Annotated in this window: 17 protein-coding genes and 1 pseudogene; 11 read left to right on the top strand and 7 right to left on the bottom strand. The window is 71.6% G+C overall.

Annotated features, from left to right (window positions below; genetic code table 11):
• Positions 1-52 precede the first annotated feature (52 nt).
• The 4 genes from ACIBCK_RS18050 to ACIBCK_RS18035 are packed head-to-tail and all read left to right on the top strand — an operon-like array spanning position 53 to position 3,568.
• On the top strand, positions 53-850 hold the full coding sequence (locus ACIBCK_RS18050) for an enoyl-CoA hydratase family protein (protein WP_399391274.1): 798 nt from the start codon (positions 53-55) through the stop codon (positions 848-850).
• Positions 847-1,710 (top strand): CoA transferase subunit A, encoded by an 864-nt coding sequence (locus ACIBCK_RS18045; protein WP_399391272.1) that lies wholly within the window; start codon positions 847-849, stop codon positions 1,708-1,710. The genes ACIBCK_RS18050 and ACIBCK_RS18045 overlap by 4 nt, the downstream gene beginning before the upstream one ends.
• Positions 1,707-2,504, top strand: coding sequence for a CoA-transferase subunit beta (locus ACIBCK_RS18040; protein WP_399391270.1), 798 nt, complete (start codon positions 1,707-1,709; stop codon positions 2,502-2,504). Before ACIBCK_RS18045 ends, ACIBCK_RS18040 begins: the two co-directional genes overlap by 4 nt.
• Positions 2,501-3,568, top strand: coding sequence for an NAD(P)H-dependent flavin oxidoreductase (locus tag ACIBCK_RS18035; RefSeq protein WP_399391268.1), 1,068 nt, complete (start codon positions 2,501-2,503; stop codon positions 3,566-3,568). Before ACIBCK_RS18040 ends, ACIBCK_RS18035 begins: the two co-directional genes overlap by 4 nt.
• A gap of 560 nt (positions 3,569-4,128) precedes the next feature.
• On the opposite strand, the gene ACIBCK_RS18030 is transcribed toward ACIBCK_RS18035, so the two are convergent.
• The 4 genes from ACIBCK_RS18030 to ACIBCK_RS18015 form a co-directional block, all read right to left on the bottom strand.
• Complete coding sequence (locus tag ACIBCK_RS18030; protein WP_399391267.1) at positions 4,129-6,777, bottom strand: ATP-binding protein; 2,649 nt, start codon at positions 6,775-6,777, stop codon at positions 4,129-4,131.
• A 129-nt stretch (positions 6,778-6,906) separates the two neighbouring features.
• Positions 6,907-8,064 (bottom strand): acetyl-CoA C-acetyltransferase, encoded by a 1,158-nt coding sequence (locus tag ACIBCK_RS18025; RefSeq protein ID WP_399391265.1) that lies wholly within the window; start codon positions 8,062-8,064, stop codon positions 6,907-6,909.
• Positions 8,065-8,121: 57 nt separating this feature from the next.
• Complete coding sequence (locus tag ACIBCK_RS18020; RefSeq protein ID WP_399391531.1) at positions 8,122-8,709, bottom strand: TetR/AcrR family transcriptional regulator; 588 nt, start codon at positions 8,707-8,709, stop codon at positions 8,122-8,124.
• Positions 8,710-8,811: 102 nt separating this feature from the next.
• Complete coding sequence (locus ACIBCK_RS18015) at positions 8,812-9,594, bottom strand: SDR family oxidoreductase (protein ID WP_399391263.1); 783 nt, start codon at positions 9,592-9,594, stop codon at positions 8,812-8,814.
• Positions 9,595-9,718: 124 nt separating this feature from the next.
• Here ACIBCK_RS18015 and ACIBCK_RS18010 point away from each other — a divergent pair, with 124 nt between their 5' ends.
• From ACIBCK_RS18010 to ACIBCK_RS18000, 3 genes are read left to right on the top strand one after another with little or no spacing between them, the layout of a single operon-like run.
• On the top strand, positions 9,719-10,903 hold the full coding sequence (locus ACIBCK_RS18010) for an acyl-CoA dehydrogenase family protein (protein ID WP_399391261.1): 1,185 nt from the start codon (positions 9,719-9,721) through the stop codon (positions 10,901-10,903).
• Positions 10,903-11,895 carry an acyl-CoA dehydrogenase family protein gene (locus ACIBCK_RS18005; protein ID WP_399391260.1) on the top strand — a complete coding sequence of 331 codons (993 nt, stop codon included), beginning with the start codon at positions 10,903-10,905 and terminating at the stop codon, positions 11,893-11,895. Before ACIBCK_RS18010 ends, ACIBCK_RS18005 begins: the two co-directional genes overlap by 1 nt.
• A 31-nt stretch (positions 11,896-11,926) precedes the next feature.
• The gene (locus ACIBCK_RS18000; RefSeq protein WP_399391258.1) at positions 11,927-12,664 is read left to right on the top strand and encodes a VOC family protein; all 738 of its coding nucleotides are present in this window, start codon (positions 11,927-11,929) and stop codon (positions 12,662-12,664) included.
• Positions 12,665-12,673: 9 nt separating this feature from the next.
• On the opposite strand, the gene ACIBCK_RS17995 is transcribed toward ACIBCK_RS18000, so the two are convergent.
• On the bottom strand, positions 12,674-13,651 hold the full coding sequence (locus ACIBCK_RS17995) for a hypothetical protein (RefSeq protein WP_399391256.1): 978 nt from the start codon (positions 13,649-13,651) through the stop codon (positions 12,674-12,676).
• Between the two features lie 133 nt (positions 13,652-13,784).
• Between ACIBCK_RS17995 and ACIBCK_RS17990 the strand changes: the two are divergent.
• Positions 13,785-14,981, top strand: a pseudogene (locus ACIBCK_RS17990) (anhydro-N-acetylmuramic acid kinase).
• 180 nt (positions 14,982-15,161) lie between these two features.
• The gene (locus ACIBCK_RS17985) at positions 15,162-16,160 is read left to right on the top strand and encodes a DUF2510 domain-containing protein (protein WP_399391254.1); all 999 of its coding nucleotides are present in this window, start codon (positions 15,162-15,164) and stop codon (positions 16,158-16,160) included.
• Positions 16,161-16,319: 159 nt separating this feature from the next.
• Here ACIBCK_RS17985 and ACIBCK_RS17980 read toward each other — a convergent pair whose 3' ends face one another.
• Positions 16,320-16,955, bottom strand: a complete 636-nt coding sequence (locus ACIBCK_RS17980; protein WP_399391252.1) for a TetR/AcrR family transcriptional regulator C-terminal ligand-binding domain-containing protein — start codon at positions 16,953-16,955, stop codon at positions 16,320-16,322.
• A gap of 189 nt (positions 16,956-17,144) precedes the next feature.
• Here ACIBCK_RS17980 and ACIBCK_RS17975 point away from each other — a divergent pair, with 189 nt between their 5' ends.
• A complete protein-coding gene (locus ACIBCK_RS17975) occupies positions 17,145-17,957 on the top strand; it encodes a phosphatase PAP2 family protein (protein WP_399391250.1) in 813 nt (270 codons plus the stop codon).
• Positions 17,954-18,847, top strand: a complete 894-nt coding sequence (locus ACIBCK_RS17970; RefSeq protein WP_399391248.1) for a DMT family transporter — start codon at positions 17,954-17,956, stop codon at positions 18,845-18,847. Before ACIBCK_RS17975 ends, ACIBCK_RS17970 begins: the two co-directional genes overlap by 4 nt.
• Positions 18,848-18,876: 29 nt before the next feature.
• Here the strand turns inward: ACIBCK_RS17970 and ACIBCK_RS17965 are convergent, their stop codons facing one another.
• Positions 18,877-19,854 (bottom strand): phospholipid scramblase-related protein, encoded by a 978-nt coding sequence (locus ACIBCK_RS17965; RefSeq protein ID WP_399391246.1) that lies wholly within the window; start codon positions 19,852-19,854, stop codon positions 18,877-18,879.
• Between the last annotated feature and the right edge of the window lie 105 nt (positions 19,855-19,959).

Here is a 19,959-nt window from a genome sequence, read left to right as displayed (position 1 = left end):
AACTAACAAATGTTTGGTTGAAGAGCCTGGTTGAAAGGTAGCGGATCCTCTGATGTCTGTCTCCACCTCCGCCCCGGACAAGGGCGTGGCCGTCGTCACCGTCGACTTCCCACCGGTCAACGCCCTGCCCGTGCAGGGGTGGTTCGACCTCGCCGCCATGGTGCGCGCGGCGGGGCGCGACCCCGAGACGCGGTGCGTGGTCCTCGCCGCCGAGGGCCGCGGTTTCAACGCGGGCGTGGACATCAAGGAGATGCAGCGAGACAGCGGCCACGCCGCTCTGATAGGCGCCAACCGCGGGTGCTACGAGGCCTTTTCCGCGGTGTACGAATGCGAGGTGCCGGTCGTGGCCGCGGTGCACGGCTTCTGCCTGGGCGGCGGCATCGGCCTCGTGGGCAACGCCGACGCGATCGTGGCGAGCGAGGACGCGACGTTCGGCCTGCCCGAGCTGGACCGGGGCGCGCTCGGCGCCGCGACGCATCTCGCCCGCCTGGTGCCGCAGCACCTGATGCGCGCCCTGTACTACACCTCGCGCACGGCCACCGCGGCCGAGCTGCACGCTCACGGCTCCGTTTGGCGCGTCGTGCCGCCCGAGGAACTGCGCGACGCGGCGCTGGAGTTGGCGTACGAGATCGCACGGAAGGACGGGACGCTGCTGCGGTTCGCCAAGGCCGCGATCAACGGCATCGACCCCGTGGACGTGCACCGGAGCTACCGATTCGAGCAGGGCTTCACCTTCGAGGCGAACTTGAGCGGCCTGGCCGACCGGATCCGCGAGGACTTCGGGACGGACTCTGCGACGGACTCCGGGACAGGCATCGGAGAGGGAAAGAAGGGGGAGGGCAGGGCATGACGGACAAGACCATGACGCCCGACGCGATCGTGGGGCGGCTGCGGAGCGGGATGACGCTCGGCATCGGCGGCTGGGGGTCGCGCCGCAAGCCCATGGCGCTGGTGCGGGCCCTTCTGCGGTCCGGGATCACGGACCTCACCGTCGTGTCGTACGGCGGTCCGGACGTCGGCCTGCTCGCAGCGGCGGGGAAGATCCGCAAGCTGGTCACGGCGTTCACTACCCTCGATTCCATCCCTCTGGAGCCGCATTTCCGCGCGGCTCGCGAGCGTGGCGCCTTCGAACTGGTCGAGCTGGACGAGGCGATGTTCATGCAGGGCCTGACGGCCGGTGCCCAGCGGCTGCCGTTCCTGCCGATCCGGGCGGGCCTCGGTTCGGACGTCCTGCGGGTCAACCCCCAGCTTCGTACGGTCACTTCGCCGTACGCGGACAGGGAGGAGCTGGTCGCGGTGCCCGCCCTGCGGATGGACGCCGCGCTGGTGCACCTGAACCGCGCCGACCGCCTGGGCAACGCCCAGTATCTGGGCCCGGACCCGTACTTCGACGACTTGTTCTGCGAGGCGGCCGACACGGCGTACGTGTCGTGCGAGCGGATCGTCGAGTCGAGCGAGCTCACCGAGCAGGCGGCGCCGCAGACGATGCTGATCTCCCGGCACGCGGTGACGGGCGTGACCGAGACGCCCGACGGCGCGCACTTCACGTCGTGCGTCCCGGACTACGGCCGCGACGAGCCCTTCCAGAAGGCCTACGCCGCAGCCGCGGGGGACCCGGACGCCTGGAAGGAATTCGAGGAGCGCTTCCTCGCCGGCACCGAACGGGACTATCAAACGGCCGTCCGGGCCTGGCACAAGGAGCAGCGATGACGCGAACCGACCCGACGGCCACCGCCGACGCCTCCGTGCCGGCCTCCGTCACCCGCGCCGAGTACTGCGTGATCGCCTGCGCCGAGGCCTGGCGGGACGCCGGCGAGATCCTCGCGTCCCCCATGGGCACGATCCCTTCGATCGCCGCCCGGCTGGCCAAGCTGACGTTCTCGCCGGACCTCCTGCTCACGGACGGGGAGGCGCTCCTGATCGGCGATGTGCCCGCCGTGGGGGCGCGGTCGGCGGTGACGGAGGGCTGGCTGCCGTACCGCAGGCATCTGACCATGGTCATGGGCGGCAGACGGCACGTGATGATGGGCGCGAGCCAGATCGACCGCTTCGGGAACCAGAACATCTCCTGCATCGGCGACTGGGAGCGGCCCAAGCGCCAGCTCCTCGGGGTGCGGGGAGCGCCGGTCAACACCCTGAACAACCCGGTGAGTTACTGGATTCCGCGTCACTCGACCCGCGTCTTCGTCGAGAAGGTCGACATGATCAGCGGCGTCGGTTACGACAGTGCCGCGGCGGCAGGCCCTTCCGCGACCCGGTTCCACGATCTGCGCCGGGTCGTGACGGACCTCGGTGTCCTCGACTTCGGAGCCACGGGCCATGCGATGCGGCTGGTGTCCCTGCATCCGGGCGTGACGGCCGAGCAGGTGCGCGAGTCGACGGGCTTCGCGCTCGCGATGCCGGATGACGTCCCGCACACCCGCGAGCCCACCTCGGAGGAACTGCGGCTGATCCGGGACGTGGTGGACCCGCGGGCTCTGCGCGAGCGCGAGGTGCGTTCGTGACGGCGGCCCCGGCGGGCATGGAGACGGCGCTGACGAAGCTGGTCGGTGTCCGGTACCCGATCGTGCAGACCGGCATGGGCTGGGTGGCCGGCCCTCGTCTGGTCTCCGCGACGGCGAACGCGGGCGCGCTCGGCATCCTGGCCTCCGCGACGATGACCCTGGACCAGCTGCGTGCGGCAGTGCGCGAGGTCAAGTCCCGTACGGGCGAGCCCTTCGGGGTCAACCTCCGTGCCGACGCGGGCGACGCGCGGGACCGGGTGCGGGTCATCGTCGACGAGGGGGTGCGGGTCGCGTCCTTCGCGCTGGCCCCCTCGAAGGAGCTGATCGCGGAGCTGAAGGACGCGGGAGTGGTCGTCATCCCGTCCATCGGTGCGCGTCGGCATGCCGAGAAGGTCGCGGCGTGGGGTGCGGACGCGGTCGTCGTGCAGGGCGGTGAGGGCGGCGGGCATACGGGCGAGGTCGCCACGACCGTGCTGCTGCCGCAGGTCGTGGACGCGGTGGACATTCCGGTGATCGCGGCGGGCGGTTTCTTCGACGGCCGGGGGCTCGTGGCCGCGCTCGCCTATGGCGCGGCGGGGGTCGCGATGGGCACGCGCTTCCTGCTCACGTCGGACTCGACGGTGCCGAACGCGGTCAAGGCCCGCTATCTTGCCGCGTCGGTCAAGGACGTCACGGTGACCACGCGGGTGGACGGCCTCCCCCATCGGATGCTGCGGACGGAGTTGGTCGCGTCCCTGGAGAAGTCGGGGCGAGCGGCATCCCTCGCACGGGCCGTGCGGCACGCGGCGGCGTTCCGCAAGATATCCGGCATGGGGTGGGCGGAGATGGCCCGGGACGGCCTCGCGATGCGCCACGGCAAGGGGATGACGTGGAGTCAGATCCTGCTGGCCGCGAACACGCCGATGATGCTGAAGTCGGCGATGGTGGACGGGCTGCCGGAGGCGGGAGTCATGGCTTCGGGCCAGGTGGCGGGCATCATCGAAGACCTGCCGTCGTGCGAGGAGCTGGTCACGCGCGTGATGACGGAAGCGACGGAGGTGGCACGGCGGCTACCCCTGCCCTGAACAGACCCCTGCCCTCGCCGCAGCCAGCCCCCCTCTGCCCGGACCTTGCGCGCCGCCGAGCACGGCCCGGCGTCGGGACCCCGGGAGGCGGAGTGCAGCGCCGGGGCCCGGAAGGCTGGCCCCCGGCACCAAGAGCCGTGGGAGCCCTCACCAGCGCCGCCCGGGGCAGAGCCCCGCACTCAAACCCCCTCCGCCTCCACAGACGCACCGCGCCCGGAACGCCAACTGTCGCCCCCGGCTGAGGGAGCCCGCCTGCCCGGCGAACGAGCAATGCGGCCCACAGCAGAGCCCCGAAGGCCGCTCAGCAACCGGCTACGCGGCCCGCGGCAAAGCCCCGGGGGCGTAGCCTCTGGGGCCCGCGGGGCGTGCCGCCCGGGTTCCACTACCGGGGACGCCCCACTCAAACCCCCGCCACCTCCACAGACGCACCGCGCCCGGAACGCCAGTTGTCGCCTCCGGCTGAAGAAACCCGCCTGCCCAGCGAACGAGCAATGCGGCCCACAGCGGAGCCCCCGGGGCTGCGCGGGGTGTGCCCCGGTTCCGCTAACGGGGAGGCCCGCTCAAACCCCCGCCACCTCCATAGAAGCCCGTGCCCTGGCGGCCAAGCCGTCGGCTCCGCAGGATTTTGCCAGGGCCAGGCCTCGGGCCAGTTCGGTTTCGGAGCCTGCCGCGATTCCGTACTCGACCCGTGCGACCGCGTGTTCGTAGGCGCACGGTGACGCCTCCAGGCAGGCGGCGGCTCGGGCGTAGAGCTCGATCGCCCGTTGGCCGGTCTCCAGGTAGGCCGCGCATCGCAGCGCCTCGCCGATCGCCGTGTCCGTGCCGAAGAGCTCCGCCTGGACCCGTGCGTCCGCGACCAGGTCGGCGGCCCGGCGGGGATCCTCCTCGGCGAGCACGCGGGCGAGGTCGTAGGCCCAGGGGTTGACGACCGTGTTGTAACGGCCACGTTCGTCAGCCGCCTTCGACGCCACCTCCAACTCGCTGATGCAATCGGGCCGTTGACCCGTGGCGATCAGCAGGCGGGCCCGCACCGAGTGGATGTCGGGCAGGAGGATCGTGGACGGGTAGGGCGGCGCGATGCCGTAGCGGTCGGCGACCTCCTGGGCTTCATCGGCCCTGCCCCGGGCGAGCAGCGTGTCGATGAGCTTGCACGCGGCGTCCCAGTGCATCGGCAGACCACTGCCCACACGGTCGGTGAGGCGAAGGCTCTCCCGCAGCGAGGCCTCCGCCTCGACGAGACGTCCGCGCCTGCGGTACACCAGACCCAACCAGGCCTTGGCGACCGCCAGATGGCCGCCGCTCCAGCCCGCGGCCTCGTAGGCACGGACCCCCTCGGCGAAGACACTCTCGGCGCGGTCGAGGCGGTCGGTGAAGATGTACGAACCGCCCAGCATCGTCAGGAGCTCGAAGCCCCACTCCGTGTCGGTCCAGCCGAGCCCCGGCGCGAGGCGGCCGTTGACGAGGGAGCGGTCGCAGAGGTCGACGATCACCTCCGCGTTCTCCCCGCGGGTCATGGCGTCGAAGGCGCGCAGGATCAGCAGGGCGCGCTCGGAGTTGTCGCGTCCCGGCAGCGGTCCTGCCAGCGCGGCCAGGCGGCGCGAACGACCCGTCGCGTCCTCCTCGCGCGAATAGATGCCCTCCCACATGTAGTGGACACCCTGCAGACGCATCCGGTCGGGGCCGGGATCGAGCCGCTCGGCCTCGGCGTCCACGACGCGCAGGGCTTCTTCCAACTGGTCGTTGTGCACCAGGGCCTGGGAGAGGCGGCACACCGCGTCCACGTGCAGCTTGCGGTCGAGACCCGGCGTGTTGAGCGCCTCGCGCAGGTGACCGATCGTGGTGACGGGCGAGGTGAGGAGCGTGGCACAGCCCAGTTCATAGAGCACGCGCGCGTGGGTCTCGGGCAACGGCGGTTCCCGCAAAGCCCGTTCGAGACAGCGGCGGGCCGCGTCCGGGGCGCCGACCGCGAGATGCTCGGCCGCCGCTTCGCGCAACTGCTTGACCAGTTCGGGGTCGTCGTCCGGATGAACCTCGAGGAGGTGCCGGGACGCGGCCGCCGCGCCACGCCCCGACAGCGTGACGGCCCAGGCTGCCTGGCCGTGGAACGCGGTGCGGGTGGCGGGCGGGATCGAGCGGTAGACGGTGCTCGCGATCAGCGGATGGACGAACTCCAGCGCGTCGTCGGCGCCGAGCAGGATGCGCGCGGTGCGCAGCCGCTCCGCGCACCGCTCGGCCGTGTCGCGGGTCATCCCGGCGAGCGAGGCGGCGAGGTCCAGCGGGATGGCGGTGCCCAGGATCGCGGCCGCCCACGCGAACCGCGTGACGTCCGTGCCGAGGCCCTCGAGACGGGCGACGAGTCCGCGGCCGCGCGCCGAACGGTTCAGGGCGCGCAGCTCGGCGGCGGAGCTCTCCACCGGCTCGAGCTCGCTGTCCTGCACCTTGGCGAGCAGTTCCACGGATTCGTAGGGATTGCCGCCGGTGACCGCCCACACCTCGCGGCAGAACGGGGCGTCCGCGTGCTCGCCGAGCGTCGCCCGGGTGAGACCGGCGGCCGCGTCCGGGGTGAGCGCGCGCAGCGGGGGTGAGGGGCGGGCCGCGGCGCCGACCGCCGCCAGGTGGCGCGCGCTGTCACCGGTGGCGTCGTCGGGCCGGTGGGCGACCACGACGAGGACGGGCAGTTCGCCGAGGCGCTGGGCGAAGGCGGCCAGCCAGTGCAGGGTCTCCTGGTCGGCCCAGTGCGCGTCGTCGATGAGCAGGACCAGCGGCCAGTGCAGCCCCGAGAGGCGCGCGACGGCCTCGACCAGGCCGTCGCACACGCCCTGCGGGTCGGCCTGGACACCGGTCGGCTCGGCTATGCCAAGTGCGGGGCCCGCGATCTCGTACCAGTCGCCGAGGTACTCCCGCGCCAATTCCGGGGAGAGACCGACGAGCGCCGGTTGCAGCAACTGGCGTACGACGTTGAAGGGGACGGAGGTGACGGTCTCACCGCCCCGTGCGGACCACACCGTGGCCCGCCCCTCCGCGATGCGGCGCACCTCGGCGAGCAGCGCCGTCTTGCCGATGCCCGCCTCTCCCTGGAAGACGAGCAGCCCGCCCGTGGTCGTCGCGTCGGAACACAGCTCGTCAACGGCCCGTGCGGCCGCGGCGACTTCCACGTCGCGCTCCCACAGCGGGGCCCAGGTGCCACCTCCGGGCCGTCCCTGCGTCATCGCGCTACCTCCCGAGGTCGCTCAATCGACGTACAGACATCGAGACTAGCCGGGGAGTAGGCCTCGCGGTGCGGGGTCCGGGCAGCAACTCCCGCAAGGGGTGAAGGTCGGGTCCGCTGCTGGACGCCGTCAGAGGCGCTCGATGATGGTCACGTTCGCCTGGCCACCACCTTCGCACATGGTCTGGAGGCCGAACCGGCCGCCTGTGCGCTCCAGTTCGTGCAGGAGCGTCGTCATCAGTTTGACGCCGGTCGCGCCGAGAGGGTGGCCGAGGGCTATCGCACCGCCGTTGACATTGACCTTCTCCGGGTCGGCGCCGGTCTCCTTCAGCCAGGCGATGACGACCGGCGCGAAGGCTTCGTTGATCTCGACGAGGTCGATGTCATCGATGGTCATGCCGGTCTTCTTGAGGGCGTGCGCGGTCGCGGGGATCGGCGCGGACAGCATCCGGATGGGGTCCTCGCCGCGCACGGAGAGGTGGTGGATGCGGGCGCGGGGCGTCAACCCGTGTTCCCGCACGGCTCGTTCGCCGGCGATGAGCAGGGCGGCTGCGCCGTCGGAGACCTGTGAGGAGCAGGCGGCGGTGATGGTGCCGTCGTCCAGGACGGGCTTGAGGCCTGCCATCTTCTCCAGGGTCGTGTCGCGGCGCGGGCCCTCGTCGGTGGTCACGTCCCCATAGGCGGTGAGTTCGCGGTCGAAGCGGCCCTCGTCGATGGCGCGGACGGCTCGCTGGTGCGAGCGCAGGGCGAACTCCTCCATGTCGCGGCGGGTGATGCCCCACTTCTCCGCGATCAGCTGGGCGCCGTGGAACTGGTTGACGGGCCGGTCGCCGTATCGGGCGCGCCAGCCTTCGCTGCCCGCGTACGGGCCTTCGGTGAGGCCGAGGGGTTCGGCTGCCTGTCGGGAGGCGAAGGCGATGGGGATCATCGACATGTTCTGTGTGCCGCCCGCGACGACGAGATCCTGGGTGCCGGACAGGACGCCCTGCGCCGCGAAGTGCACGGCCTGCTGCGAGGATCCGCACTGCCGGTCGATGGTCACGCCGGGCACCTCTTCGGGCAGACCTGCCGCCAGCCAGGAGGTGCGGGCGATGTCACCGGCCTGCGGCCCTACCGTGTCCAGACAGCCGAAGACGACGTCCTCGACGGCGGCGGGGTCGATTCCCGTGCGCTCGACGAGTGCCTTCAGGACATGGGCTCCCAGGTCGGCGGGGTGGACGGCGGAGAGGCCGCCCTTGCGCCTGCCGACGGGGGTGCGGACCGCTTCGACGATGTAGGCCTCTGCCATGGCTGCGTACTCCTCGTGCTCCTCGGTCGGTGCGGTCGCCGGGCGGCGACGCGCGCTCTACGTGGTGCGGATGGCGATGCCGTCCAGGACCATCGACAGGTACTGGCGGGCGATCTCCTCGGGGCTGTGGCCGCCGCCGGGCCGATACCAGGACGCGGCGACCCAGACGGTGTCGCGTACGAAGCGGTAGGCGAGCCGGATGTCCAGGTCGTCGCGGAAGACGCGCTCGGCGACTCCGCGCTCCAGTGTCGTGAGCCAGGTCTTCTCGAAGCGCTGCTGCGAGTCGGTCAGGTACTGGAAGCGTGCCTGCGCGACCAGGTGCCTGGACTCCTTCTGGTAGATGGCGACGGCGGAGCGGTGCCGGTCGATCTCCCGGAAGGACTCGGTGACGAGTGCTTCGAGGGTCTCGCGGGGGCCGAGCCGCGACTGGAGCACGGTGTCGTACCCCTCCCACAGCTCGGTGAGGAAGGTCGAGAGGATCTCTTCGAGCATCGACTCCTTGGAGTCGAAGTGGTAGTAGAGGCTGCCGGCGAGCATGCCGGCGGCGTCCGCGATCTTGCGGACGGTGGTCGCGTTGTACCCCTGCTCGGCGAAGACGTCGGCGGCGATGGCGAGGAGTTCACCGCGGCGCTCGGGCGAGCTCACGGGGGCCTTCTTCTTGGTGGTGCTGGTCTGCTGGTTCGTGGTGCTGCTCTGCTGATGCGTGGTGCTGCTCTGCTTCTGTTTCGACACACGGTCATTCTCCGCCTAGGCGTGCTGGTTGCTGACCGACACCGTCTCCCCCGTCATGTACGAGGAGTACTCACTGGCCAGGAAGACGATGACGTTGGCTATCTCCCACGGCTCGGCATGGCGCCCGAACGCCTCGCGCGCGGTGAGCTCTTCGAGCAGTTCCGGCGATGTGACCTTCGCGAGGTGCGGATGCATGGCGAGGCTGGGCGACACCGCGTTGATCCGTATGCCATGGGGGGCGGCCTCGACGGCTGCGCAGCGGGTGAGGGCCATGACGCCCGCCTTCGCCGCCGCGTAGTGTGCCTGTCCGGCCTGGGCGCGCCAGCCGAGCACCGAGGCGTTGTTCACGATCACGCCGCCCCGGTCGGCGGCCCGCATGCGGCGCAGGGCGGCCCTGAGGGAGCGGAACGTGCCGTTCAACGTCACGTCGATGACTCTGTCCCACTGCTCGTCGGTCATCTCGGTGAGCTCGGCGGTGCCGCCGAGTCCCGCGTTGTTCACGACGATGTCCAGGCCGCCGTGGCGCTGCTCCGCCAGGTCGTACAGAGCCTGCACCTGAGCTTCGTCCGTGACGTCGCACGGCATCCCCTCGACCCGGTCGCCGCCGAACTCCCCGGCCAGCGCCTCCACCGTCTCCTTGGTGCGGCGCGGATGGGCGTCACCTATGACGATCCGCGCGCCCTCCTCCAGGAAGCGGCGGGCGGTGGCGCCGCCGATGCCCGCTCCGGCCGCGGCGGTGATGACGGCGGTGCGGCCCGCGAGCAGACCGTGCCCCGGCACGTACGTGGGCGCGTCCATGCTCGGCCCCCTCAACTCTCGTGGCTCTCGACTCGCTCTCGACGGCTGACCCGACCCAGAGTAATCTACCAAACACTTGTTAGGGAAGACTGGAGAAGAACCGGACGAAGAGGTGGGCGCACTGATGGACCTCGACTTCACCGCCGGGGAAGCAGAGTTCAGGCAACGGGCGCGCGACTGGCTGGCCGGGCACGTGCCCGCCGCGCCGCTGCCGTCGCTGGAGACCCGTGAGGGTTTCGCGGCGCACCGCGCCTGGGAGGGCGAGCTCGCGGCCGACCGTTGGTCGGTGGTCTCGTGGCCCGAGGAGTTCGGCGGGCAGGGCGTCGACATCGTCAGGTGGCTGATGTTCGAGGAGGAGTACTTCGCCGCGGGCGGCCCGGGGCGGGTATCGCAGAACGGCATCAACCTCCTCGCCCCGACCCTCTTCGACTTCGGCACCGACGAGCAGCGCGCCCGGGTGCTGCCGCCGATGGCGCGCGGCGAGGTGATCTGGGCGCAGGCCTGGTCCGAGCCCGAGTCCGGCTCGGACCTCGCGTCTCTGCGCTCCACCGCACGCCGCACGGACGGCGGTTGGCTGATCAGCGGTCAGAAGACCTGGTCGTCGCGGGCCGCGTTCGCCGACCGCGCGTTCGGCCTGTTCCGCAGCGATCCGCGCGGCAACGACGAGGGCAAGCCGCACCGTGGCCTGACCTACCTGATGTTCCCGCTCGACGCGGACGGCGTGACTGTCCGCCCCATCGGCCGCCTCGACGGAAAGCCCGCGTTCGCCGAGCTCTTCCTCGACGACGTCTTCGTGCCGGACGAGGACGTGATCGGTGAGCCGGGCCAGGGCTGGCGGATCGCCATGTCCACGACGGGCAACGAACGCGGCCTGACACTGCGCTCCCCCGGCCGCTTCGTCGCCACGGCGGACCGCCTGGTGCGACAGTGGCGCGAGCACGGCGACCCCACGGACACCGCGCTGCGCGACCGGATCGCCGACGCCGTGATCGGCGCCCGCGCCTACCAGCTGTTCACCTGGGCCAACGCCTCGCGCTTCGCGGCGGGCGAGACGATCGGCGCGGAATCGAGCCTGAACAAGGTCTTCTGGTCCGAGTACGACATCGCGCTGCACGAGACCGCGCTCGATCTCCTGGGCCCGGAGGGCGAGTTGGCGGAAGGGGACGGCGAGGGCGACGGCGGCGGCCGGGGCGAATGGGCCGAGGGGTACGTCTTCTCCCTCGCCGGGCCGATCTACGCGGGCACGAACGAGATCCAGCGCGACATCATCGCCGAGCGGCTGCTCGGACTTCCGAAGGGACGCCGCTGATGAGGTTCCTCCTCGACGACGAGCAGCGCGAGTTCGCGCGCTCCCTCGACGCGATGCTGACGGCGGCGGACACCCCGGCCGCCGCGAGGGCGTGGGCCGCCGGGGACCACACACCGGGGCGTGCCGTGTGGGGGCGCCTCGCGGACGCGGGTGTCTTCGCTCTCGCCGTCCCCGAGGAGTACGAGGGGGTGGGGCTGCTGCCGGTCGACATGGCCGTCGCCCTCGTGGAGTTGGGGCGGCATGCGGTCCCGGGGCCGGTGGTGGAGACGGTCGCTGCGGGCGCGCTGCTCGCCCGCCTCGCCGAGCTGGGCGAGGCGGCCCCGGCCAAGCGGCTCCTGCCGCCGTTGGCCTCCGGGGAGGCCGTCACGACGCTCTCTCTCCCCGAAGGAGGGCCGTTCGCCCTGGACGCGGACGCGGCGACGCTGCGGCTGACCGCCGCGGAGGGCGAATTGCGCCTGGCCTCCGGGCACGCGCGCGTGGAGCGGTCGCTGGACCCGGCCCGGCGCCTGGCCCGGCTCCGGCCGGGCGGTGAACTCCTCGCTTCGGGCCGGGCGGTGACGGAGGCTGCCCGGTCGGCGGCCGACTGGGCCTCCCTCGCGACGGCCGCGCAGGCCTTGGGTGTCGGGTTCGCACTGCTCGACAAGACAGTCACGTATGTGAAGCAGCGGACTCAATTCGGTACGACTATCGGCGGCTTCCAGGCGGTCAAGCACCGCCTCGCGGACGTCCTCATCAGCCTTGAGTTCGCGCGGCCCCTGTTGTTCGGGGCGGCGTTGACCCTGCGGACGGCGGATGTGGCGGCGGCGAAGGTGACGGCGAGCGAAGCAGCGTACGGCGCCGCGCGGGCGGCCCTGCAACTGCACGGGGCCATCGGTTACACCGCTGAGTACGACTTGTCTCTCTGGCTGACCAAGGCGCGGGCCCTGCGCGGGACTTGGGGCAGTCCGAGCGAATGCAGGCGGCTGGTGCTGTCCGGAGTTCGCGGCAGTTGATCGTCAGCCACGTGTACTTATGATCGACAGCATGGCACTGCGACTTGTGAACGTGAATCTCAAGGCTCGGGACGAATCGACGCTCGGCCGGTTCTGGGCGGAGGCGCTCGGCTGGGGCATCTCCAGCGAGGGCCCCGGGGTGACCAACGTCGAGCCCGTGGGCGGCACCTGGCCGGACCCCTCCGCCATCTGCGTCGACATCGTCAAGGTCCCGGACCCCGAGACGGTGCGGTACCGCGTGCACATCGACCTCGCCACCACCTCTGTCGCCCACCAGGCGGAGCTGGTCGGGCGCCTGAAGGACCTCGGCGCTACGCCCGCCGACGTGGGCCAGGGCGACGTCCCCTGGACGGTACTCGCCGACCCGGAGGGCAACGTGTTCTGCGTGCTGGAGCCCCGGGAGATCTACCAGGACACCGGGCCGGTCGCCGCGCTCGTGGTCGACTGCGCCGATCCGCGGGCCATGGCCCGGTTCTGGGACGAGGCGATGGACTGGACCCTGCACGAGGTGACCGACGATCACGCGCGGATGCGTTCGTCCAAGGGCGTCGGCCCGTATCTGGAGTTCATCCGCACGTCCGGCACGAGGACCGCGGTGAGCCGCGCCCACCTCGACGTGGCGCCGTACGCCGATGACGACAAGGCGGCGGAGGTGGCCAGGCTGCGTGCCCTGGGCGCCACGGACGCCGACGTCGGCCAGGGCGATGTGCCGTGGACGTGCCTCGCCGACCCGGAGGGCAACGACTTCTGCGTCCTCTCCCTGCGCTGACCCGGGCCATCACCACCCGCACTCCCAACCCCCCTCACCCACCTGCTCCCGGGCGATTTCGCGCCACTCCCGAACGCCGCCCGGGAGCGGCCAGGCCCAGGTGGGGCGGGGCGCGGTGCGCAGCTCGGCGAGGCGGCGGGCGAGGGCGGGCCCCGCGAACTCTTCGCCGTCGGGGACCTTCGCGCCCTGCGTGGCGCGCAGTTCGCCGAACCGCGCCAGCTCGGCCTCGTACGCCGCCACGGCCCGCTCCGTGCCGACGTCCACCTCTTCCTGAGGGGCGGTCCTTCGCAGTTCCAGGACGGCCGGCTCCACGGATTCGGCGATCGCCGCGGCCAGCCGGGCGTGACCGTCCAGGACGAGATGGCAGTCGAGCCCGCTCACCCACCAGAGCAGTACGGGCGGCAGAGTGCCGTCCCTGGCCTGCTTGCGGTACGCCTTGACCCGCGGGTCGCCGTCATCCGGCATGGCCCGCATCGGCAAGATCTCCCACGAACCGCTGTGGACGAACCAGTCGATGTACCCGGCAGGATCGCCACCGATGACCAGCGAGCCCCAGTACTCCCCGTCGCCGACGCCGGCGCGCCTCCACCGGAGCAGCCGCGGCTCCGCGGACAGCACCCAACGCCCGTCGTGCAAAGGACTGTCGGGGCTTGTGGTGAGCAGGGTCGCGAAGTGGTGGGACCAGCGCTGCGGGGAGCCCTCGTAGGCGCGGGCCAGGTGCGCGCGCAGGGGTGGGACGAAGGGGCGGTAGCGGCCCGTCCGGTAGAAGTCGACTCCGGCGCGGTCAGGGTCCACCAGGGCCAACAGCAGCGGACTCCCGGTGGTCCCCTGTGTCAGGAGCAGGCGGTTTTCGGCGGTCCATGGGCGCAGGCCCGGTCGTGGCCGTGCAGCCACCTCCAGGAGCAGGCCGGTCCAGGTTCCGTCGGTTCGAGTGAGGTTCGTGCGTCGCGTCCCCCGGCGCTGACCGGGCGATCCTGTGTCGGACATGGACGAGTCGCGCCTCCCTCGGCGTCTATGGCCTGAACTGGATCGTACGTGCGAGTGCGCGCGCCCCTTCGTCGCTGCGATGATCAAACGCACTGGTGGGAGGCACTGGTGAGGAGAGCGAAAGGGGCAGCACGTGCGCGTGATCGGGCTGATGTCGGGGACTTCGTACGACGCCATCGACGCCGCGGCGGCCGACCTGACGATCGACGGCGACCGCCTGCTGCTCTCCCCGCTGGGCCTGATCACCCGCGGGTACGACGCGGAGCTGCGCTCGGCGCTCGGTGCCGCGTTGCCGCCCTCCGCCACCACGCTGGCTGAGGTCTGCCGCCTCGACACTCTCGTCGGCCGGGCCTTCGCCACCGCGGCCGCCGAAGCGGACCGCTAACTGTGCGACGGACGCGCCGAGTTGGTGGCATCGCACGGGCAGACGGTCTACCACTGGGTGGAGGACGGCCGGGTGCACGGCACCCTGCAGATCGGGCAGCCCGCGTGGATCGCCGAGGCGACGGGGCTTCCGGTGGTCGCCGACTTCCGCCCCCGCGACATCGCCGCGGGCGGCCAGGGTGCACCCCTGGTCAGCATCGTCGACCGGATGTGGCTGCGCGGCAGGCCCGGCGCCCCCGCGGCGCTGAACCTCGGCGGCATCGCGAACATCACCGCTTCGGACGGCACCGCCTTCGACACGGGCCCGGCGAACGCGCTCATCGACGCGGCCGTGTACGAACTGACCCGGCAGCGGCTCACGTACGACGTGGACGGGGAGATGGCCGCCCGCGGCACGGTCGACGAAGGGCTGCTCGCGGTCCTGCTCGCCGACCCGTACTACGCGCGCCCCGCCCCGAAGACCACCGGCAAGGAGCTCTTCAATCTGCCCTATCTACGGAGGGCGCTCACCGGGTACGAGGCCCTCACCCCGGAGGACATCGTCGCCACGCTCACCCGCCTGACCGCCCGCACGGTCGCCGATGCCGTCAGGTCGGTGCACGCCTCCGAGGTCATCGCCTCCGGTGGCGGCACCCGTAATCCGACGCTGATGGCCTTCCTGCGGGACGAGTTGAGGGCAAAGGCATCGGCGGCCACTTCGGGACCCGGAGTGCCGGTGCGCACCTCCGACGAACTCGGGCTGCCGTCGGCGGCGAAGGAGGCGTACGCCTTCGCGGTCCTCGGTTTCCTGACGGCGCACGGGCTGCCGGGGACGGTGCCGGAGAGCACGGGGGCCCGGCACGCGAGCGTGCTGGGGTCGATCACCCCGGGGAGGGCCGGGGTGCGGGTGCCCGCTCCTGAGGGAGGCGGACCGGTGCGGTTGGTGGTGGACGGCCACGGGAGATGAACTCACCTCTCCCCCGGGCGGATTCCGCCTCCCGTTCGGCCGGACAGCCTCCCCGCCAACCGGACAGCCTCCCCGCCAACCGAGCAGCCGCCCCGTCGACCATGCACCGCTCCCGAGCCATAGCCCCCGTACAGGCCCCCTCTCATCCCACTTTCACCGAATGCTCATACCCTGGCGCCCATGACCCAGGTAACCCCTCCCGGCTGGTACCCCGACCCCGGACAGACGACTGACGGCCCCCGTACCGAACGCTGGTGGGACGGGAACGTATGGACGGACCAGGTCCGCGCGGTGGGATCCGCCGCCGGGTGGGGCGGGTCCGGCCCCGCGGCTCCCCCGGCCCATCCTCCGGGCGCCCCGGATGCCTATCCGGCCTACCCCTCCTACCCGGGGCAGCCCACCGCCCCCAGGCGCGGCCTTCGCACCGGCATAGCCGTGGGCGCGGCCCTGGTCGTCCTGGCCGGGATAGGCGGCGGCGTGTACTTCCTGACCGCCGACGACGACAACGGGGACAGCGACGACACCGCCAAGCCCCCTTCGTCCTCCGCCCCTTCGAAGCCCGGCGCGCCCCAGGACCCGCAGGACCCCGAGCAGTCCCAGCCCCCCGGCGGCGGCCCCTCCGCCGCGCCGCCGAGCGAGGAGGGGTACGCCACCGACCTGCTCAGCGGCGTCAGCATCCCGGTGCCGGACGGTTGGACCGGCACGAGCGGGCAGCAGGGCGGCGCCTCGGTGACCACGGGCCCCTACCCCTGCCCCAGGGAGCCCGCCAAGACCTGTACCCGCGGCGGCGCGTACGCCGGGCTCGCCGAAGGCTTCAAGATCGACGCCAAGACGGCGGAGGCGGCCGCCAAGGCCGACATCTCCGTCAACGCCAAGGAGTCCTACGGCGGCAAGACCTACGGCAAGATCACCTCGCACAAGGAGCTGGAGTCCAAGGCGGTCACCGTGGCCGGCCAGAAGGGCTACCTCGTGCGCTGGAAGGCCGTCACCGAGAAGAGCGACGACGGGTACGTCCAGTCGCTGGCCTTTCCCTCCCCCACCCTGAAGTCCCAGCTCGTCATCGTCCGCTTCGGCATCGACGTCGACGACAAGTCCCCGAAGCTGTCCGTCATGGACGAGATCACCAAGGGGATCAAGGCCGCGGCCGGCGGCGGGGGCGGCAACGGCAAGGAAGTCTGACGGGGCGTCGAAGGACTCCGGCCGAGCGCGTCGGAGCCGGGTGGGCGGAACCACGACGGTTCCGCCCACCCGGCCAGGAGCGGCCACGCCACCCCCGTCCCCACGGTGCGGCGCGGCAGGCAGATCGGAGCCCGTCATCCACCGGGCCCCGGTCCACGATCAGGTGGGCCGGGTCAGACCCAGCGCGGGCAGCACGCACGCCTCCACGAAGTCGGCGAGATACGCCTCGTCCGCCTGCTTGCCCTCCAGGACGGGCCGGGCACGGACCACGCCCATGAGCTGAGCCGTGATGAATTTGGTGGCCGGATGGTCCGCGGCGATCTCGCCCCGGGCCACCCCGCGCTTGACCAGTTCATCGAGCGCCTTCGTCTCCGGCTCGACCAGCGCCTCACGCAGCGCGCTGCGCAGATCCTCGTCCTGCAGGACCGCGTGGCTCAGCGCCTGTACCAGCATGCTGTCCCGGGTCGACCACTGCCCCGCGGCGCGCGCCGCCTCGCGCAGATCACCGGCGAGCGTGCCGGTGTCGATGCCCGCGAACCGCACGCAGCGGTTGGCGCGCAGCGCGGCGGCCACGAACTGGGGCTTCGTCTTCCACTGGCGGTAGAGCGTGGACTTGCTGCACCGGGTGGTCGACGCGACGCCCTCCATGGTCACGGCGTCGTACCCGCACTCGCGGAGCTGGTCGAGGACGGCCTCGTAGAACTCCTGCTCACGCTCCGGCGTGATCTTGGAACGGCGCGACGAGCCCACAGGGTCCACCGTGCTTGCGTCTACTGCCCGATCCGGCGACGTCATGACTCTTCTCCTCGGTGCGGTGGCCTGTGCCGACCCTATCGATACGCCAGTGTACCGGTACGCCTCCGTATCGGTACACTGGCGTATCGGTACACTGGCGTATCGATGAGTGGGGCGTTCCCCGACTGCGCGAGGCGCTCGTCCACTCAGTACCCGCACCACTCAGTCATCACGTAAAGGGGCCGGGGGATGGAATCCCGAACCGAGCCTGCCGAAAGGGAACCGGACATAGCCGTCCGGGAGCCGGACACGTCTGCCCGACCGCCCCTCGTCCGCGAGCTCCTCCTCGTCGTAGGACTCTTCCTCGTCTACAAATTCGGCAGGCAGCTGGCCAATGGCCACACCGGTGAGGCCTTCCGCAACGCCCACCACGTGTGGGACGCCGAACGCACGCTGCGCCTGCCGGGCGAGGGCGCGATCCAGGACGCGCTGCTCAGCAGCGACACCCTGGTGCACATCGCGAACACCTACTACGCGACCGTGCATTTCCCGGCCACCGCGCTGTTCCTGATCTGGCTCTACCTGCGCAGGCCCCGGCACTACGTCTGGAGCCGACGGGTGCTCGCCGCGCTGACCGCAGCGGCCCTCGTGCTCCACCTGACCTTCCCCCTGGCGCCGCCCCGGCTGCTGGCGGCGACGGGGCTCGTGGACACCGGGCAGGTGTACGGGCCGACCGTCTACGGCTCCACCCCGCAGACCGACTCGATGGCCAACCAGTTCGCCGCGATGCCCTCCCTGCACTTCGGCTGGGCGCTGATGCTCGCCGTCGGACTCGTCGTCGCGACCTCGTCGCGGTGGCGGTGGCTGTGGCTGCTGCATCCGCTGATCACTCTGCTCGTGGTCGTCGGCACCGCCAACCACTACTGGCTCGACGCCCTCGCGGTGACCGCTCTGCTCGGCATCGCACTCGCCGTGATCAAGCTGCCGGACCCCGCGCGCTCGCTCGTCGTACGGCGGCACGCGCCCGCCCGTGAACTGGCCGCCCCGGGGGCCGGGCGATGAACGCCACACTCCTCGCCGTCGCGCTCTCGCTCGTCTCCGCCGCCGCGTACGCCTGTGCCGCCGTGGCCCAGGAACGCCTCGCCTCCCGCATCACGGGGACCGGCAACGGCGTCCTGCGGCTGCTCGGCAGCGGCCCCTGGTGGTCCTCCGTCGGGCTCAACGCCTCCGCGGCGCTGCTCCACGTGGCGGCGCTGAAGTACGGTCCGCTCACCTTGGTCCAGCCGCTCGGCGCGCTCACCCTGGTCGCCGCCGTGCCGCTGGGCGCGCGGCTCGCGGGCCGGCGGGTGACCCCGCTGGAGTGGCGCGGCACGGGGCTCACGCTCATCGGGCTCGGCGCCCTGCTCCTCACCGCTTCCGGGCCCGCGCCCGACGACACGCTGACCTTGACGGAGGCGCTGGCTGTCGCGGGCGCGACGATGGCCGTGATCGGCGTCCTGTCCCGTCCGGGTACGCGGCCGGGGCTGCGTCACGCGACCGCCTCCGGGTTCGCTTCGGGCGTCGCGTCCGCGCTCACCCAGACCGTGACGGTCGCCGCGACGGACCGCTCGGGCCCGCTGCTCGACCCGCAGGTGATCGTCGTGGCGCTGCTCGTCGCCGCGTTCGCCGCGGGCGGCCTGCTCCTGTCCCAGACCGCTTACCGCGGGGGCCTCGGGGCGCCGCTCGCCGTCGTCACCCTGGCCAACCCGGTGGCCGCGGCCGCCATCGGTCTGACCCTGCTCGGCGAACGGCTGCAGGGAGGCGTGGCCGGGCTCTTCCTGGCGGCCGGGGGCGCGGCGATCGCGGCGTACGGAGTGGTGGTCCTGACCCGGTCACCGCGGAACGAGGACTTCCTCGCGTCGATCCCGAGCCAGGCGGAAGCCGGCCGCACTACACCTGCCGTAGTCCCGTAAGGGGCGCGGGGATTGCGCGAGGAACAACCTCACCCGAAGCCGCGTGAGTCCTGCTTCAGTGCCGTGTCGACCGTCAGGGCCGTCGCCACCACGAGGCTCAGGAGGGGCTCGGGCAGCTGGTAGTGGATCTGCAGGACGTAGTTGTCCGCCGTCGTGAACATCGTCTTGGCGAGGCCTTCCCAGGTCTTCGTGATCCGGGCGACCTCGTTGTCCGCGTGGTCGACGATCGAGAAGTTCCAGGCGCGCCAGTTCTCGGCCTTGATCGCTCCGGCCTGCTGGCCGTTCACCATGATCGCGAAGTTGATCTTCCCGATCATGTTCTGCTGGACGATCTCACCGATCGGCTGGCCGTCGGGGCGCTCGACGATGACCCGCGACTTCATGAATTTGCGGGGGCGGGTCAGCTGGAGCACCGGCTGGCCGTACGCGTCGCGGATCTCCAGCTTGTGCGTCATGAACTGGTCGACGCTGGAGACGAAGCGCGCGACCTTCTTCAGCGTGGTCTGACCGACCTGGACGACCGAGCCGAGCGTGTTGCCCGCCTGGTCCATGACGCTGTATTCGTTCGTCAGCTCGATGAGCTTGGCCTTCTGGTTCACGACCAGGACCGGCTCGGTGAAGAGCGAGCCGCCGCCCTGCGACGTGGGCGCGACACCCGCCTGCTGCTGGACCTGACGCTGCACCTTGGCCGGGTCCGCCTGCGGCGCCGCCTGCTGCGGATGACCGTACGCGCCCTGCTGCTGCGGCTGCTGGCCGAACTGCCCTTGCTGCTGGGCGTATTGAGCCTGCTGCTGACCGTACGCGGCCTGGGCCTGCTGTGACTGAGCCGGCTGGGCCTGCGGTGGAATCGGCTGGGCCTGCTGCTGCGCCTGCGCGGGCTGACCGGCGGTCTGCTGGCCCGGGTTGGTGTGCTCGGTCCACTGGGAACCGTCCCACCAGCGCAGCAGCTGAGGCGCGCCCTGGGGGTCCGGATACCAACCTGCAGGAGTGTTCGAATGCGTTGTCACCCCGGCACACTACCCCGCGGGCAGGGGCGGTCCGCCAGCCCTGCGCGGCCCCTGTGACGTCGGACTCACCGGCGGGGAGAGGCGTCTTGCGATGGTCGGCTGAGT

Source organism: Streptomyces sp. NPDC051218 (assembly GCF_044455475.1).
Classification (GTDB): Bacteria; Actinomycetota; Actinomycetes; order Streptomycetales; family Streptomycetaceae; genus Streptomyces.
This window is presented reverse-complemented; position numbering and strand designations above follow the sequence as displayed.

What these genes read in the sequence shown, in the direction of transcription:
- ACIBCK_RS18050 (WP_399391274.1), top strand. Translation starts at nt 53, where the DNA reads ATGTCTGTCTCCACCTCCGCCCCGGACAAGGGCGTGGCCGTCGTCACC.
- ACIBCK_RS18045 (WP_399391272.1), top strand. Translation starts at nt 847, where the DNA reads ATGACGGACAAGACCATGACGCCCGACGCGATCGTGGGGCGGCTGCGG.
- ACIBCK_RS18040 (WP_399391270.1), top strand. Translation starts at nt 1,707, where the DNA reads ATGACGCGAACCGACCCGACGGCCACCGCCGACGCCTCCGTGCCGGCC.
- ACIBCK_RS18030 (WP_399391267.1), bottom strand. Translation starts at nt 6,777, where the DNA reads ATGACGCAGGGACGGCCCGGAGGTGGCACCTGGGCCCCGCTGTGGGAG.
- ACIBCK_RS18025 (WP_399391265.1), bottom strand. Translation starts at nt 8,064, where the DNA reads ATGGCAGAGGCCTACATCGTCGAAGCGGTCCGCACCCCCGTCGGCAGG.
- ACIBCK_RS18015 (WP_399391263.1), bottom strand. Translation starts at nt 9,594, where the DNA reads ATGGACGCGCCCACGTACGTGCCGGGGCACGGTCTGCTCGCGGGCCGC.
- ACIBCK_RS18010 (WP_399391261.1), top strand. Translation starts at nt 9,719, where the DNA reads ATGGACCTCGACTTCACCGCCGGGGAAGCAGAGTTCAGGCAACGGGCG.
- ACIBCK_RS18005 (WP_399391260.1), top strand. Translation starts at nt 10,903, where the DNA reads ATGAGGTTCCTCCTCGACGACGAGCAGCGCGAGTTCGCGCGCTCCCTC.
- ACIBCK_RS18000 (WP_399391258.1), top strand. Translation starts at nt 11,927, where the DNA reads ATGGCACTGCGACTTGTGAACGTGAATCTCAAGGCTCGGGACGAATCG.
- ACIBCK_RS17995 (WP_399391256.1), bottom strand. Translation starts at nt 13,651, where the DNA reads ATGTCCGACACAGGATCGCCCGGTCAGCGCCGGGGGACGCGACGCACG.
- ACIBCK_RS17985 (WP_399391254.1), top strand. Translation starts at nt 15,162, where the DNA reads ATGACCCAGGTAACCCCTCCCGGCTGGTACCCCGACCCCGGACAGACG.
- ACIBCK_RS17980 (WP_399391252.1), bottom strand. Translation starts at nt 16,955, where the DNA reads ATGACGTCGCCGGATCGGGCAGTAGACGCAAGCACGGTGGACCCTGTG.
- ACIBCK_RS17975 (WP_399391250.1), top strand. Translation starts at nt 17,145, where the DNA reads ATGGAATCCCGAACCGAGCCTGCCGAAAGGGAACCGGACATAGCCGTC.
- ACIBCK_RS17970 (WP_399391248.1), top strand. Translation starts at nt 17,954, where the DNA reads ATGAACGCCACACTCCTCGCCGTCGCGCTCTCGCTCGTCTCCGCCGCC.